At 44.7% G+C, this 15,092-nt stretch carries 16 protein-coding genes; 10 read left to right on the top strand and 6 right to left on the bottom strand.

Annotated elements, in window-relative coordinates; all coding sequences use genetic code 11:
- Positions 1-133: 133 nt before the first annotated feature.
- Both QUB26_RS11705 and QUB26_RS11700 read right to left on the bottom strand, forming a co-directional pair.
- Positions 134-421: a hypothetical protein gene (locus QUB26_RS11705; RefSeq protein WP_333239920.1), complete on the bottom strand. Its 288-nt coding sequence runs from the start codon at positions 419-421 to the stop codon at positions 134-136.
- A 499-nt stretch (positions 422-920) separates the two neighbouring features.
- Positions 921-1,898: an acetamidase/formamidase family protein gene (locus QUB26_RS11700; RefSeq protein ID WP_333318081.1), complete on the bottom strand. Its 978-nt coding sequence runs from the start codon at positions 1,896-1,898 to the stop codon at positions 921-923.
- Between the two features lie 325 nt (positions 1,899-2,223).
- Here QUB26_RS11700 and QUB26_RS11695 point away from each other — a divergent pair, with 325 nt between their 5' ends.
- The 3 genes from QUB26_RS11695 to QUB26_RS11685 all read left to right on the top strand — a co-directional run bounded on the left by QUB26_RS11695 (position 2,224) and on the right by QUB26_RS11685 (position 6,188).
- Positions 2,224-4,020 (top strand): metallophosphoesterase family protein, encoded by a 1,797-nt coding sequence (locus tag QUB26_RS11695; protein WP_333239925.1) that lies wholly within the window; start codon positions 2,224-2,226, stop codon positions 4,018-4,020.
- Positions 4,021-4,273: 253 nt separating this feature from the next.
- Positions 4,274-5,527, top strand: a complete 1,254-nt coding sequence (locus QUB26_RS11690) for a DUF262 domain-containing protein (protein ID WP_333239927.1) — start codon at positions 4,274-4,276, stop codon at positions 5,525-5,527.
- 19 nt (positions 5,528-5,546) lie between these two features.
- Positions 5,547-6,188: a HEPN domain-containing protein gene (locus QUB26_RS11685; protein WP_333239929.1), complete on the top strand. Its 642-nt coding sequence runs from the start codon at positions 5,547-5,549 to the stop codon at positions 6,186-6,188.
- Here the strand turns inward: QUB26_RS11685 and QUB26_RS11680 are convergent.
- The 3 genes from QUB26_RS11680 to QUB26_RS11670 form a co-directional block, all read right to left on the bottom strand.
- Positions 6,177-6,299, bottom strand: coding sequence for a hypothetical protein (locus QUB26_RS11680; RefSeq protein ID WP_333318079.1), 123 nt, complete (start codon positions 6,297-6,299; stop codon positions 6,177-6,179). The two genes, QUB26_RS11685 and QUB26_RS11680, sit on opposite strands and share 12 nt — an antisense overlap.
- Positions 6,300-6,413: 114 nt before the next feature.
- Positions 6,414-7,619: a DUF4336 domain-containing protein gene (locus QUB26_RS11675; protein ID WP_333318077.1), complete on the bottom strand. Its 1,206-nt coding sequence runs from the start codon at positions 7,617-7,619 to the stop codon at positions 6,414-6,416.
- Positions 7,620-7,858: 239 nt separating this feature from the next.
- Positions 7,859-8,701 carry a Uma2 family endonuclease gene (locus QUB26_RS11670; protein WP_333318075.1) on the bottom strand — a complete coding sequence of 281 codons (843 nt, stop codon included), beginning with the start codon at positions 8,699-8,701 and terminating at the stop codon, positions 7,859-7,861.
- 119 nt (positions 8,702-8,820) lie between these two features.
- On the opposite strand from QUB26_RS11670, the gene leuB reads away from it, so the two are divergent.
- The gene (leuB, locus tag QUB26_RS11665) at positions 8,821-9,906 is read left to right on the top strand and encodes a 3-isopropylmalate dehydrogenase (RefSeq protein WP_333239935.1); all 1,086 of its coding nucleotides are present in this window, start codon (positions 8,821-8,823) and stop codon (positions 9,904-9,906) included.
- Between the two features lie 315 nt (positions 9,907-10,221).
- Here the strand turns inward: leuB and QUB26_RS11660 are convergent, their stop codons facing one another.
- Positions 10,222-11,700: a bifunctional orotidine-5'-phosphate decarboxylase/orotate phosphoribosyltransferase gene (locus QUB26_RS11660; RefSeq protein ID WP_333318073.1), complete on the bottom strand. Its 1,479-nt coding sequence runs from the start codon at positions 11,698-11,700 to the stop codon at positions 10,222-10,224.
- Between the two features lie 239 nt (positions 11,701-11,939).
- Here QUB26_RS11660 and QUB26_RS11655 point away from each other — a divergent pair, with 239 nt between their 5' ends.
- The 6 genes from QUB26_RS11655 to QUB26_RS11630 form a co-directional block, all read left to right on the top strand.
- Positions 11,940-12,203, top strand: a complete 264-nt coding sequence (locus tag QUB26_RS11655) for a pentapeptide repeat-containing protein (protein WP_333318071.1) — start codon at positions 11,940-11,942, stop codon at positions 12,201-12,203.
- A 148-nt stretch (positions 12,204-12,351) separates the two neighbouring features.
- Complete coding sequence (locus tag QUB26_RS11650) at positions 12,352-13,062, top strand: DUF547 domain-containing protein (protein WP_333318069.1); 711 nt, start codon at positions 12,352-12,354, stop codon at positions 13,060-13,062.
- A gap of 93 nt (positions 13,063-13,155) precedes the next feature.
- Entirely contained in the window at positions 13,156-13,308 is a 153-nt protein-coding gene (locus QUB26_RS11645) for a hypothetical protein (protein WP_333318067.1), read from the top strand.
- A gap of 385 nt (positions 13,309-13,693) precedes the next feature.
- Positions 13,694-14,362, top strand: coding sequence for a DUF6338 family protein (locus tag QUB26_RS11640; RefSeq protein WP_333318065.1), 669 nt, complete (start codon positions 13,694-13,696; stop codon positions 14,360-14,362).
- On the top strand, positions 14,355-14,486 hold the full coding sequence (locus QUB26_RS11635; RefSeq protein WP_333318063.1) for a hypothetical protein: 132 nt from the start codon (positions 14,355-14,357) through the stop codon (positions 14,484-14,486). Before QUB26_RS11640 ends, QUB26_RS11635 begins: the two co-directional genes overlap by 8 nt.
- 72 nt (positions 14,487-14,558) lie before the next feature.
- Positions 14,559-15,092 (top strand): leucine-rich repeat domain-containing protein (locus QUB26_RS11630; protein ID WP_333318062.1); only part of this gene is annotated, 534 nt, incomplete at its 3' end.

Raw genomic sequence — 15,092 nt, 5'->3', positions numbered from 1 at the left:
GAGTTTCGGTTAAAATTCCAGGGATTTTTTGTCTCTGTTCGGGGAGCGTCCCTGTTCCAAAACTGTCCGAAGTATTGCTATAACTTACGCTCTCAAATTATGAACGTACAAATACTTATGGATTTTACCAAACTCACAATAAACTTTCGACATACTGCCAGCCGTCGTCGCTAAAAGTAGCTCTCAACATATCTCTAATTTTAGCATCGATCGATAAGAGTCCCTCACCAGAGTCGCCATTCTCGCCGATTTCGCAACTGTCTTCAGACATATGTTCTTGAATGTTGGCCAGAGTATCGGCGAAATTAGCCAGAAAATAATGTTCGTGCACCCACGCTGTCGGATCTGGTATTGCTGCACTCCCAAAAGCTCGATCGACTAAATCTTTTTTGGCAACATCGTCAGTCTGGTTTTTCATCATAAAAATGGGTAGAAACCCCGTGCTTTTAGCACGGCTTTACATTTAATTTGAATCTCCTCGCGGGGTGGAGGGGTATGGTTGCCCCTCCGGTGAGGTATGGTTGCCTCAAACTCCCATTTCTGGGGTAAAGTTAGCTTCGCCAATGTTTAATGAGCTTGCGCCGGCTAGCAACACTGTCTCAGTGACCTTAAGACTGTTTAGTTGCAAGCGATAGAGCGGAAAACTAGCTTCGCATTCTCCGGTATCGTGACTCAAAAAACGTAGTCAGTAAAGACTTAGGCTGGTCAGGATGGCTTGTTAGATTTCTCTTTCAAGCCTCATGCCTTTAGGCTGAGGTTCCTGACGTTGAGCTCGATTTAGGTAGAACTGGTAACTTATCCATTTTAAGCTTAATTGTCAACACGATCGCGATCCTGATCGACCACAGCAGTGACAAATTTGTGTAGTTTGTGCGATCGCGATCCTAATTTTTTGGTCGCTCGCGTGTTATCATATTACCTCAAACTCGGTGGTCAATAATGTTCACATCGAGCAGAATACACTTGGGAATCATTCCGTGAACTCCTTTTTGAGGATTGTTGACAGCCTGCGTAATCCGAAAATTTACCGCGAGGGAACAGAAAACATAAGCATCTTCCTCTTGGAAACCTGCAAACTTTTGCAGCCAATAAACCGTCTGTTTTACCGCCAGCTCAAACGCTTCATCTAATGTTCTACCAAATCCCATAATCACAATATGAGTGGGCGTTTCCGCAAACGGAAATATCAGAAATAAATCCTTGCGTAAGATGATCTGAATAGTCCCGTTCATCGAAGTTTCAATCGCAGTACCGTCAACTTCACCGTCTCCTTGTGCCGAATGTCCGTCGCCAATGGACAGTAAACCGCCGCGCAGAAAAACAGGTAAAAATAACCGCGTTCCTGCTTGGAGTTCCTGATTGTCCATATTGCCGCCGTAGCGCTCTGGAGGAATAGAAGAACGGTTGATTTCTGCATTAGCAACGCCGATAATTCCAAAAAAAGGATGCAGGGGAATCCGAATGCCGCTACCTGCAGGAAATTCAGCAATTTTTTGCTTTAAATCTAGCGGAATAAACCGCAATTTAGGTTCGGGGAAATACTCAGGCAAAGCTCCCCATCCGGCGCGAATTACATTAAATCCTACTGGTAAACTGGGGTAAACATCCTCAATGTGAATTTCTAAAACGTCTCCTGGTTCGGCATTGTTAACATAAATCGGGCCTGTCAGCAAGTGGGGCCCCGGCCCAACTTTGCGGTTGGGGGGCAAATTCTGACAAATATCTAAAAATTCGGGGGTGAGAAATTCGGGCGGCGCTTTGTCAGCAACATAATATCCTGAATAGGTTTCGATATCGATGCGATCGCCCGAATCGACAGTTAAAGCAGGTTCGATATTCGGAGAAAAACCGCCCAAGTGTACGGTTTTGCAGTTAGCCTTGAGAAGGTGGCGGGTCATGGGATTTTAGATTTTAGATTTTAGATTTTAGATTGAAGGAAGGGTGTTAAGAATGTTATATCGCAAGTCTCAAGCATTTTGGATAATTTTTTTTAATGAACCACAGAGGGCGCAGAGGGCACAGAGAAAGAGAATGGAGAACTCAGAAGATTTCCAAAAAGGGTGGAGGTTTCTTTTATCGGAAATATTTTACTAATTTCTTAACTTTTTGATAACGTGGGTAGTTTAAAATTTAAAGTCGGTGGCGCGGGTTTATATATTATTGGGGTGGGGAGTTCTGTTTGGCTGGTGTAACCCGCCCTTACAAACTAATGACTAATGAATTATGTTAACGCCTTTGCCCAATAAAGTAGAAATTTCTCAAGGTTATTCTCGCAATCCCTGGTTTTTTGGTGTTTTGATTTTGATTGTCCTATTGCTAGGTTTCATGATGCAATCTTACCTTAACAAACCTCAGCTTTTAACCGACCCGTTTCTGCAAGTCCCAACAGCAAACTCGGTGCGAGTTGTCTGGTTCACAGAGTTTGCCGGTACTCGCAACACTGTTGCTTACGGCGAAAATTTGAATCAAGTTGTGACGGCAAATACTACCAAGCTAAGCCGCACTCGCGAAGACAAAGACTCGCGCATTTCCGATGAAATGAAACAAAGCATTATTGACAGCAATCCAATTGTCCGCGACATCTGGCGCCACGAAGCAGAAGTCCCCAATTTAATGCCCGGTGCTCGCATTCCTTATCGAGTCACTAGCGAAAGGAAAGACGGCGCATCTGTCAGCAGCAAAGTTTTCACTCTTTCTCCGACACCCGCAGCAGGAAGTGCGCTCAAAATTCTCCTCACTTCTGACCATCAATTGATGCCGATGACAGCAGCAAATCTCCAGAAAGTAGCCGAAACCATTGGCAGAGTTGACGCGGTTTTCATGGCTGGGGATTTAATTAATATACCCGATCGCGCTTCTGAATGGTTTGACGACTACCGAGGCCGCGCCTTCTTTCCGTCTCTGCAAGGTCGCGCATTTTCCGAACTCGACAAAAACGACATCAAAACCGTTTACAGCGGCGGCGAACTGATCCAACACGCGCCTTTATTTCCCGCCATTGGCAATCACGAAATCATGGGCCGGTTTGCAACCAACAGCAAACTCGATGACCAATTTAATGATCCTTTTCCCCGCGCCGCTGCGGAGAAAATATACGCTCAACGTGCTGCCTCTTTGAATCCTAATAATGACTCTTCAGTGCGGCAAATATGGCTACAAAACAATACTTTTAATAGCGATACCTATGACGAGATTTTCAATTTACCGGGAGGCAAAAATTACTATGCTGTGACTTTTGGCGACGTGCGGTTAGTGACTTTGTACGTTACGAATATCTGGCGGACTCCGAATTTAGATCCGCGTGCGAGAGGCAGGTATCGGGAACGGGACGAAGATTTTAATCATCCCGAAAAATGGGGATACGGACAGCATATTTTTGAGCCGATTGTCAAGGGCAGCGCTCAATATAATTGGCTGCAACAAGAGTTAAAAAGCTCGGAATTCCAGCAGGCAAAATATAAAATTGTGATGTTTCACCACCCGCCACATTCTCTGGGTGACAATATTGTACCTGCTTATACTGATCCAGTGCAAATAGTCGATCGCGCTCTCGATGGCGAGATTAAAATGGTGCGTTACGAGTATCCGAAACCGCAAGATTATCTGATTCGGGATGTAGTGCCGCTACTAGAAACAGCGGGGGTGCAGTTGGTATTTTACGGACATTCGCACTTGTGGAATCGGTTTGTAAGTTCCAGCGGAATGCACTTTTTGGAGAGTTCTAATGTGGGCAACAGTTACGGTGCTTTTGCGGGGAAAAAGCGCCGATTTGTGCCGCCGGCATATCGGGAAGATTACAGCGCTATTGGAGACCCGAACGGATTGGAACCTGTGGTGCCGACTGTTGCGCCTTTGTTGGGAGAAGATGGGCGACCGTTGCCCTATATTGATAGTAATGATATTACGGCTTTTACTATTTTTGATACGGGGGAGGGTACGGTTAGCAGCTACTATTTTGATACGCGGAAACCCGATTCGGAAGTGGTGAAGTTTGATGAGTTTAAGTTGAAAAAATCGTGAGATTGGGTAGTTGCTTAAGTTACCAAGTATTCCATTGGTGCGTCGCTATCGATCATCCCCAAAGAAAGATAGAAAATATTACAGCGACGCACCAATCGACAATATTGCAATAGTTATGGAAGTTCCGAAACTGATAATTTAGGCATAAAATACTCTCGCTATCGGTAAATAGTCAACATAAGCCTTCTGACTTCTGCTATACTTAGGTAATAGATAGTCTATCCAGATTCAACTCACCCATTAGAGCGCGGTCATGCCTGAACTAAAACTCTTGGAAAAACAAGAACAAGAAGAAGTAAGCTTTGAGCAGGAAGATGAAGCTCTAGATGATGAGCTTGAATCTAATGGCAACTCAAAATCAGTATTAGACGAGATATCCGAAATTCTTGTAGCTGGAAATGACTGGACAACAGCCACCATACTCGATCAACTTGTTCGTGACAACATTCAACTAAATCCAAGATTTCAAAGACGAGACGCCTGGGATATAACTCGTAAAAGTAGGTTTATTGAATCAATTTTTCTAGGATTTCCTATTCCAGAAATAGTTTTAGCTTCTCCAGACAAAAGACGCGGAAAATTTGTAGTCCTTGACGGCAAACAACGCTTGCTGACGATTCTACAATTTTATGGAATGAGCGAAACTACTAACGATAGTTTTGCTTTGAAAAACTTAGAATTTATGCCAGAACTAAATGGTTGTACCCATGAGGATCTAAAAAACAATCTTCTTCATAGTTCTGTACTTGATGCACTCGACAATCAAACTCTTCGTACTACATTGATTCGGAATTGGAAGACAGAAAGTTTACTCTACAAAATTTTTCTACGTTTGAATGTAGAAAATACTCCGCTATCTGCACAAGAACTAAGGCAGGCATTACATCCAGGTGATTTTATCAATTTTTTAGATGATGAATCAATTGAAAATCCGGCTTTAAGAAAAATACTCAAATCCAAAAATCCCGATCCTCGGATGCGCGATGTCGAATTATTGCTTCGATATGTAGGATTTCATCATTTCTTATCCGAGTATCGCGGTAATCTTAAAGTGTTCCTGGATATAACTTGCAAAGAACTCAACCAGGATTGGAAATATCGCAAACTGGAGATAGAATCTACAGTTAGCCAATTTGAAAAAGCAGTGCAAACAACTACTAAAATATTTGGAGAAGAAAATATATTTCGTGTGTGGTTAGGCAATTCTCATACTTACCGAAGCAAGTTTAATCGAGCTATTTTAGATGTGATGGTTTTTTATTTTTCAGATCCAGTTATTAGAGAAGCTGCTGAGAAGAATCCGGCGGGTGTGGCAAATGCTTTTAAAGAGTTATGTTCATCATCTAGTAGCGAGTTCAGAGAAGCTGTTGAGAAAAGCACAACTAGCATTCGTGAAACTCATACTCGTCTTTCACTGTGGGGCAAAGCTTTGTTAAAGGTTTTGGATGTAGAGTTTAATGTACCTGAACTTGTAGATAACCGTATTATATTTAACGGTTTGAGGTAGAGGTAAGTTATTCATAGGTATGTCAAAATCCGTTAGATTTCGGACTCTAACCAAGGAGTTAAATAGATTAAAAAAACAATTTATTCCTAAAGTTAGCCCTACAGGTTTATATTCGGATCGGCAGTTAGCCTTAACTCTTACTTACAGAGTTTTCGTTCATGCCGAAATTGAGGCTTATTTTGAGGACAGAGTTTGGGAAGTCACCCTTAACGCTAAAAATAATTGGGACAGTCAGGGTAAGACTTGCCGTACTTTAATCTGCTTGCTTGCCTTTTCGGGTCAAATGATGGAAGTACCGCCTGATACACTTAATCCAACCAAGGGAAGTACAAAAGTTAAGGAGGAAAAAATAAAAATCAATAAAAAAATAGATTTAGCTATTAAGAGTTTTAAGCGAGTAATTGACCAAAATCATGGAATTAAAGAAGCTAATCTTCTGGCGTTGCTTTTGCCAATAGGGATAGATACTGATGATTTAGATTCTGCTTGGCTAGGTACGATGAATACGTTTGGGGAAGAAAGAGGTGTTGCGGTACATACTTCAGCGACATCTGCTAAAACTATTAGAGTTCTCAATCCTATAAATGAACTGCAGAGGGTAGAGCAAATTATTCAAGAACTTTTGAAGGTGGATGAGTTGATTAATAATTTAATGAGATAAGTGAATAAATTTCCAGTAATTGTCAAGGGTTTTATCTTTGCGATGGGCTTCTAGCCGGAACGGGCAAGATGCCCGTTCCACAATATCTGAATTTTTTAGTGGCACAGGCATCTTGCCTGTGTTGAAACGGGCAAGATGCCCGTTCCACAATATCTAAATTTTTTAGTGGCACAGGCATCTTGCCTGTGCTCAAACAGCTTATTCAGAATTGTCAAAAATTTCAGATTAAACCTTCTCTTTTGCAGGGGGAACCAAACCAGTTTTATTCAAACCCGCATCAATCTGCCTGAGCAATTTAAAATCGTCTTCGGGTAAAGAATTAACAGGCGAGTGTTTTTCCAGAAATGAGAATGCTTGCCGAAATTCACGGGGCCGGGAGTCGATCGCACCATCGAAGTGACAAGGTACAATTTTTTCAAAGTCCCAACTCGCCACTTGATCCACCCAATCGAGAGTTTCCCTCGGCGCGCGGTTGAGAATCAATGTCTGCAAAATCGGCGCGACAAACAACCGCCCCCCTCCCCGCAAAGCCTCAAACGATCGCTCCCAATGTGTTTTCCACTTGAACGGATACAACCCGAAATAAGCTTTCCTAGAGCGTTCTGGCGCTTTGCGTGCGCTGGCAAATACCTGGGACCACGGCGGCACTTCCAGCACGCTGGGGCTAAAATACATGGCAAATAAGGCGATTCTCTGCCACCCTTTGCGCCGATTTTCGTGGGTGTCTGGCACCGTGTCCGAGGCGCTGTCTTTGGCGTGAAACAGCAGCGGGTACGAGTCGAGTTGGACGATCGCGGGCGGGTTTTCGGGAATCGAAACTATGGAATCTGTTAACATCAGCGTGCGCGATCGTCTGTGAAATAACGCAACTTCCGCAAATCTGCCCAAACCGAGGTCGAGGGGGCCGAGAATTGCCCAATCAAATTGATCGGCTAACGGCGTGTTGCTGCTGTCAAACGGCAGTACAGAGGTGCGTTTCGCGGGCAAACCCAGCCAACTCAGCGGCAAATTCACCGGGAAACTCCACTGCTGCGGGGCGACAAACACCTGCGCTTCGGGAAAACTCCTCGCAAAGGGGCCGACAAAAACTTTGTGCTCGATGCCCGAAACCGTTGTCAGCATGATGTACTTCACCTCGCCGTGCTCTGCTACTAACTCTTTTACCAAGCGGATGCACTCAGGAGTCGGTGCAACGGGGGCGTAGACGAGAAGGCCTTCGGGTTCTAGTTTAATTACTGTCATCCGAATCGGGACGACTACGTAGAAAATGCCTTGTAGTTGGTCAAAAGTCCAGATTGTATCTTTAACTATTTCCTTGCGGATGGTGCGCCGCTTGCTGTAGGGATAGAGGGGAACAACTGGCCAAAAGGCCCAAGAATAGTCCCGATTGTCAATCTGTGCTGATGTTGGTATGCCTTCGCCCTCTGCCACTGGTGCGACTCCTTGCCGATTTTTTTGTACGTGCGTGCGATCGAACTATTTTTATCTTATTTCACTCGTGTTGCGCGGATTCGAGGAGTTGAAAAGGGGTTATGGGCTATCGGGCTTTTGGAATACTCAAGCAAGAATTACGCATGGGGGCTAGAAACCCGGTTTCTACGAGTTTTGGGACGAGTCACGAGAAATAGAAGGAAGAAACCGGGTTTCACCAGGCCTGGGTGCGAGAACTATTAAACCAACTGTTCAGGATCGATGCCTAACTCCCGCAACCGCGCCGCTAGTCTTTCCTCTCGCTGTTGAGATTCTATGAGTTGCTGTTGAGATTCTAGAACTTGCTGTTGAGATTCTATGAGTTGCTGTTGAGATTCTATCAGTTGCCGTTCCGCCGCCGTTGCTCTTTCACCCGGACTCAAAATCAACCCTCCTTGAGCCGTAAACCACCGCAACCACAACCGATTCATACTCTTATAACTGCCTTGCCACCAACCTAAACTCAACTGCAACTCAGGAATAAATAACCGCCCATCAATTAATTCTGCAGGTTCATAGTGGCCTCCTACAAGATGAAAAGCTCGCAATTCATCCGTGTAGCGACTGAAAATAAAATAGTAAGGAATCCGCAAAATTTGTTCATAAACTTGCCACTTAGTCGGCGGTTCTCCAGCTTGCTGAACAGTCCGCCCTAAATCTTCATCTTCAGTACCCGGCGATAGCAATTCCACCACCACAAACGGATTTACCCGTTCTTGCCAAACTACATAACTCAAACGCATATCGCGCCCTTGATAAAGCCTTGGCACACCCACCGCAGCAAACCAATCCGGGCGTTTATGCCAGCGCGGTTGTGTTGCATCGTAATACAAATTTAGGTCACTGGCTGTAAAGACTTGTTCGGCATCCCATCCCGGCGGCAAAAACGTGAATTCCAAGAGTTGCGGCTGATCTAAATGAAAGGTATCTGGCAAACCGGGCTCCTTTGGGTCTTCGCTAGGTAAATCATACATTGTTGGCAAACTCTGCCGGGGGTCTAAAGGCGGTTCAGCTTGAGCAGGCGGGTAAGTCGGGAATGTCATAATCAATTCTGAGGTTGCTTATCCTGATATGATTATAACCTTGTGAGAATGTCTTGCATTTTCAAAGAATTCCCATTAACTCTCAATCTCAAATCTCAAATCAAAACTCCAAAATCGATATGACTCAAAACTACCGCATCACTCTTTTACCAGGAGACGGCATCGGCCCTGAAATTATCGCTGTGGCGGTAGATGTCCTGAAACTTGTCGGTCAACAATTGGACATCGGCTTTGAATTTCAAGAAGCTTTAATGGGCGGCGCTGCTATTGACGCAACAGGCAATCCGCTACCCGAAGAAACACTGGAAAAATGCCGCAACTGCGATGCAGTATTGTTAGCAGCTATTGGCGGTTACAAGTGGGATAATTTGCCCCGCGAACAGCGCCCGGAAACAGGATTATTAGGACTGCGCGCCGGATTGGGATTGTTTGCCAATTTGCGTCCGGCGACTATTTTACCGCAATTGGTTGATGCTTCTAGTTTGAAACGGGAAGTTGTCGAAGGCGTGGATATTATGGTAATCCGCGAACTCACAGGCGGCATTTATTTCGGCAAACCGAAAGGTATTTTTGAGACGGAAACAGGCGAAAAACGCGGCGTTAATACGATGGCTTACACCGAGTCGGAAATTGATAGAATCGGGCGAGTCGCTTTTGAGACGGCCAGGAAGCGGAGCAAAAGGCTGTGTTCCGTTGATAAAGCGAATGTTTTGGACGTTTCGCAACTGTGGCGCGATCGTATTATTGCCCTTTCTTCAGAATACCCTGATGTCGAACTTTCTCACCTCTATGTTGACAACGCAGCCATGCAGTTAATTCGCTGGCCGAAACAGTTCGATACAATTGTCACCGGCAATTTATTTGGCGACATTCTTTCCGATGCGGCGGCGATGCTAACTGGTAGCATTGGGATGCTGCCTTCTGCTAGTTTGGGAGCAAGCGGGCCGGGAGTTTTTGAACCTGTGCACGGTTCCGCACCAGACATCGCGGGACAAGATAAAGCCAATCCCATCGCCCAAGTTTTAAGCGCGGCAATGATGCTACGTTACGCCTTAAATCAACCGGAAGCTGCTAATAAAATCGAGCAAGCAGTTGTCGAAGTTTTGGATCGAGGTTATCGCACTGGTGATATCATGTCGGAAGGCATGAAACTCGTCGGCTGTCGGGCAATGGGCGATGCTTTAATTGAAGTTCTGCAAGGTTGATTTATTTACCTTTACTCGTTCCCAGGCTCTGCCTGGTAACGCATTTCATGAGGCTCTGCCTCCACTAAAACAAGGCAAACTAGACTGAATTTTGGAGGCAGAGCCTCCGGGTATTAATTACCAGGCAGAGCCTGGTAACTAGAAAACTAGACAATTAATTCTTACTCGTTCTTACTCGTTCCCAGGCTCTGCCTGGTAACGCATTTCATGAGGCTCTGCCTCCATTAAAACAAGCCAAATGAGACATAAATAAAGGAGGCAGAGCCTCCGGGTATTAATTACCAGGCAGAGCCTGGTAACTAGAAATTTTATAATTTAATGTGCCGCTGTCAAAAGATGGAATTGCTCGGTATCAATGCGATTTGCTCGATACAAAACTTCAGCTATTTCCGAAAGCGCTAACACAGAATGTGCGCGATAACCGTTGGCCTGCATCTTATCTTTGACTCCCTGTTCGTGGTCGATTAATACCACAATATCTTCCACATTCAAGCCAGCCGATTTTAACTTAGCCGCGCCTTCCATTACGCTTTTGCCACTAATCAAAATATCATCGACTACGACAATCGTTTCTCCTGCCTGAAAATGCCCCTCAATTAATTTGCCCGCACCGTAAGTTTTCACTTCCTTGCGCGGGAAAATCATCGGGCGTTCCATCCGCAATGCTAAACCGGTTGCTGTGGGTAAAGAACCGTAGGGAATTCCCGCAATGCGATCGAATTTTAAATCCTTGAGAATGTCTGCATAAGCGCTGACAATTTGGTGGAAAATCTGCGGAATTGAGATTATTTTCCGCAAGTCGATGTAATATGGAAATACGGCGCCCGATGCTTGTACGTGGTCGCCAAAAACTACGCAGCCGATGTCATAAAGTTGCAAGATTAAATCGCGGTGAGGTTCCGGTTGCAAAAAGCAAACATCGGGCAGCCACAGTTCGCAAGTGGGACTACCTTCGATCGCCCGCACCCTCTGTTTATTAATACTATCCCGCAATTTCTCAATTTCTCGGTGCGGCTCTTTTCCCGCTAATAAACTTGGGGGGACGGGCAGCAGCAAACCGTCACCATTTGTGCTTAAACCGGCCGCCAGCAGTTCTGCGAGGTCGTTTTCTTCTGTGAGGTCATTTTCTTCGGCGATGTCTCCTTCAACTAAAATTAGGCGTTCAGGAGCTTCTTTGCGGATGCGGGCTAACATATCCGGCATTACTCCTACTTCTAAACCGACTTTTTCGGGAGTTCCCCAAGTTTGAGAGAGTCGGACTAATTGCAAGTAAAAAGGGTTGTTTGGCGTCGGATATTCTTGCAAAGCAGCCCCTGACGGGTTGGCGGTGGCACAGAGCACAAAAACAGTTTTTCCGGCGTATAACAAAAAAGGCGCTACTTGGTCGAATCCGGCATAGGGACTTAAGGTAATAGCGTCAACTCGCCAGTCTTGAAATACAATTTTGGCAAATACTGTGCTGGTATTTAAATCGCAGTGTTTGGCATCTAAAATGACTGGCAGGTGAGGGGGAATAATTGTTAAAATTTCTTGCAGCAATGCCCAACCGGGAATACCGAGAGATTGGTAAAAACCGAGGGTGATTTTGCAAGCACAAATTAAATCGGCTGTTTGGTCGATCGCACTTTTTACCTTTGCAAACAAATCAGTTACAAAAATTTGAGTCTCTGCCCCAGTCATAGAAACCAGCGGGGGCATGGTTTCCGGGTCGGGATCGAGGGCTAAATACAGCAAACTTTGATTGGTTTCAACAGCCGCTAACAGTTTATCGAAAAAGTCGGTTCTATCCGTCATAATTTGTTAGGAAGGTAAGGGGAATTAAAAAAATTGCCGATCAAAGTGAGAGGGGTGTTGTGCCGGAAGAAACCGATCCCCGTTGAATTTGAAATTAAGAATCTTTTAAAAGTGTAGAATGTAAAGAGCAGGAAATCTGTAACTTTGGGAGCAGTTTCATGGGGAATGATTTTCTGGTTCGCTACACCGGTGATTGCACCTAAGCCGCAGCAAGTCAATTAGTTGTGGTAAACTAACCCGTGTCCGGGCGGGGATTTGAGCGGCATTCCCTGGGGAAGGCGAGTTTAGCAAATACGGATTTGCCAGGAACAGATTTGAGAGAAGCAAATTTTAGGGCAGCTAATTTATCGGGGGCAAATTTGAGCGGGGCTTGTTTGTGGCAAGCTAATTTACAAGGCGCTAATTTGACTCAAGTTAATTTAATCCAGAGCCCGTTTGAGGGGGTTAATCTAAAAAATACTACCGTTGCAGGTGTTATTTGGGTTGAGGCTAGTATTAAATAGAGAAATCCTTGCAGGAGTCGTAAATTTTTAACCCCACCCCAACCCTCCCCTTGCTAAGGGGAGGGAGTAAGAAATTCACAAAAGATTTAGGATTGCTATAGAAGCAGAAGTTAAAGCAATGTCCGCCTTATATGATGGATAGTAATAAATGATCGGTACGATCGACTTTAGGATTTGGGACGAGTTGCTGCAACGCTACGTTGACGATTTCGGCCGCGTCAATTATCGGGGCTGGAAAGCTGAAGGGGCGGATGTTTTGAGGGCGTGGCTGGAAAGTTTGGCGGATTTGGATTGGGCGGATTTTACTGATGCGGATGCGCGGCTGGCGTTGTGGCTGAATGCGTATAATGCGATCGCAATTTCTCAAGTTCTGGAAGTATATCCGATCGCGTCGATCCGTCCCAAAGTTTTGGGAATTCCCAACTGGCTGAGTTTTTTGGATTTTTTCACCCGTTCAAATGTGATTATTGGCGGCAAAAAGTACAGTCTCAATCAAATCGAACACGCAATATTGCGGCCGGAATTTGCCGAACCGCGCATCCATTTTGCATTAGTTTGCGCTTCTGTCGGGTGCCCGCTGCTGCGTCGCGGGGCTTATTTCCCGGAGTCGGTACGGACTCAACTAGAAGCAGATGCGAGCCGTTTTATTCACAATCCTGATAAGGTGCGATATGATGCCGAGAAAAAGACGCTTTATTTGAGCAAGATTTTTAAGTGGTACGGCGAGGATTTTGTAAAAGCGGCGGGTTCGGTGGCTGAGTATGTGGGCGGTTATTTGGGGCCGGAGGTGGCTGTGGGTGATGGATGGGCGATCGTTTTTTTGCCTTACGACTGGAATTTGAATCGGGTTGAGGGTTGAGATTTGCGCCTAGGGGTAGGTGTTTTTTTGAGGGAGTAATTTTTTTCGGCTGTCGTTACCCCTTGAAATTGCCAGATTCAACAGGGCGATCGGATGACTCCGAGGCAACGCGGCGATCGACTGTCTGGCACGTCTGCACAGTCGCACCGCTGGCAAGGGTTCAAAATACACCATCTAGAGCGTTGTGGGGGGTTTCGGGGTGATTGGATGGCTGGCACGGCTGACACTGCCACAATCGCACCCTAACCACGGCTGCACGGTCGGAGCGCTGGCAAGGTCGGAGCGGTCGGAGCGGTCTAGCTTTTTTGCGTCATAGGTGCGACTTGAAAGTACGTTGTTTTTTAAAAAGCAAAACCCGCCACAGACTAGCCTTAGCGGGTTTACTTGGTTTGTGAGGTGTACATCAGAAAATTACCCTATCCTGATGTAGCTTTCGCACTTTCAAGCCCTGGGCTGGGAAATACAGATATCTTGACTGAGTTTTGCCTTGCAAGCCCTGGACTGGGAAATACCTCAAATTCGACCAAAATAATATCCGCTTCTATTCTCTGTGTACTTGGGGTGGGAACCATTAGTGAAGATTGAATATTATCATGTTGATATAGAGAAAATTTTGGGGGGTTAATCAGATATGGTTATAACTATTTTAGGGCAAGCAAGAGGAGGCATAGCGCTAACAAGTTTTGACGCTGTATTTTACGCCATAACATTTCTGGTTCCCGGATTTATTATGGATTTAACATTATCTATTTTTGCCCCTAGAAGGCAGGAAGATTTACAAATTTCCCTCTTGCGATTTTTGACTCTGAGTTGTGTCAATTATGCAGTTTGGTGTTGGCTAATTTATTTAATATTTTTTACAACATATAGAGAGATTTTATCTGGTTTTTACACTGCTGTATTTCTGGGAGTTTTTGTGTTCATTAGCCCGATAGCAATTGGAGTCTTACTTGGATTTTTCAGCCAAAAAGAATGGATTAAAAAAATCTTAAATAGATTGGGATTAAATACAATTTCTAGCACTCCTACAAGCTGGGACTATAAGTTCAGTAAACTTAATGAGTCTGTATGGCTAAAGGTAATTTTGAAAGACGGCACTACAGTAGCAGGGTATTCCGGCACTAACTCCTTTGCTTCATCGATTAGCTCAGAGCGTGACTTGTATATTGAGGAAATGTACACGATTGATACTAATAAATCGTGGGAAAGGCTAATCCCCCCTCGTGGCATCTTGCTAAAAGCGGAAGAAATAAAGTATATTGAATTTTGGGACGATAAACAGGAGGAAGCTAATGTCTAACGAAAAACAAGAACGGTTGGATGGCTACCAAGCCAAAAAGTCAAATCCCCCAGAAAAACGGACTCCACCCAAAGGTGATTCTAATGTCACTCCCCCGTCTAAAGAGAAAAAAGAGAAAGATTAACGACACAATATCTCAAATGCCTCATCGAAATCTTGGTCGCAATAAAATAAATGTTAATAAGAGGTAAACGACATGAGCCGAGAGGAAGCAGCGCGACGAATTGAGCAGGTTGCTGATGAAAATTTGAGTGAACTAGATTTATCGGGGCTGCAGTTGGAAGAAGTACCACCGGAAATTGCCAAGTGTATATATCTGGACTCGCTTAACCTCAGTTGCAATCAAATTACTTCCATCCCAGAGTGGTTTGGGCAACTGTCCAATCTGATAGGGCTTGACCTTAGTGAGAATCAGATTACCTCCATCCCAGAAGCATTAGGGCAACTGTCCAATCTAAAACGGCTTTTCATTGAGCAGAATCAGATTATCTCCATCCCAGAAGTTATTGGGCAACTGTTCAATCTGAGAACTCTTTTACTCCATGAAAATCAGATTACTTCCATCCCGGAATCGATTGGGCAACTGTCCAATTTGAAAAATTTTGTCCTCTATAATAATCAGATTACTTCAATCCCAGAAGCTATTGGGCAATTGTCCAATTTAGAAATCCTTAACCTCCATCAGAATCAGATTACCTCTATCCCAGAAGCGATTGGGCAACTGTCCAAT

Source organism: Microcoleus sp. B4-C1 (assembly GCF_036705285.1).
Lineage (GTDB): Bacteria > Cyanobacteriota > Cyanobacteriia > Cyanobacteriales > Microcoleaceae > Microcoleus.
Note: the sequence above shows the minus strand (reverse complement) of the source record. Positions and strands in the feature narration are given on the sequence as shown.